The organism is Streptomyces endophyticus (assembly GCF_035798155.1).
GTDB lineage: Bacteria > Actinomycetota > Actinomycetes > Streptomycetales > Streptomycetaceae > Streptomyces > Streptomyces endophyticus.
The window spans coordinates 1-514 of record NZ_JAOZYC010000086.1; the positions used below are offsets into that span (position 1 = coordinate 1).

Annotated in this window: 1 protein-coding gene; it reads left to right on the forward strand. The window is 72.2% G+C overall.

What is annotated here, in order from left to right:
• A partial coding sequence (locus OKJ99_RS10815) for an IS5 family transposase (RefSeq protein ID WP_326015692.1) occupies positions 1-514 on the forward strand: 514 nt, incomplete at both ends.

Genomic DNA, 514 nt, shown 5'->3' on the forward strand with positions numbered 1-514 from the left:
CGATGGACGCGAGGCGCTGGGACGTTCCCGGGGCGGACTGACCAGCAAGGTCCACTTCCTGGCCGATGACCGGGCCCGCCCGCTGGTCTGGCAGACCTCGCCCGGCCAGCGGGGCGACAACCCCATGCTCGTCCCGGTACTGGAGTGCCTGCGGATCGCCCGGCGCGGGCCGGGACGGCCCCGCACCCGCCCGGACCGGCTCCGCGGCGACAAGGCCTACTCCAGCCGCGATACCCGCGCCTACCTGCGCGGACGGCACATCAAGGCGACCATCGCCCAGCCCGATGACCAGCGGGCCAAGCGGAGGCGGCGAGGCCGCAGCGGCGGCCGGCCACCGGCCTTCGACACAGGCCAGTACCGCCGCCGCAGTGCCGCCGAACGGTGCGTCAGCAAGTGGAAGCAGTTCCGTGCGGTCGCCAGCCGTTACGACAAGCGCGACTACATCTTCAACGGCACCCTGGCCGTCGCGGCAGTCGTCATCTGGCTCCGCGACACCGTCCAAGAGCCATCAGAA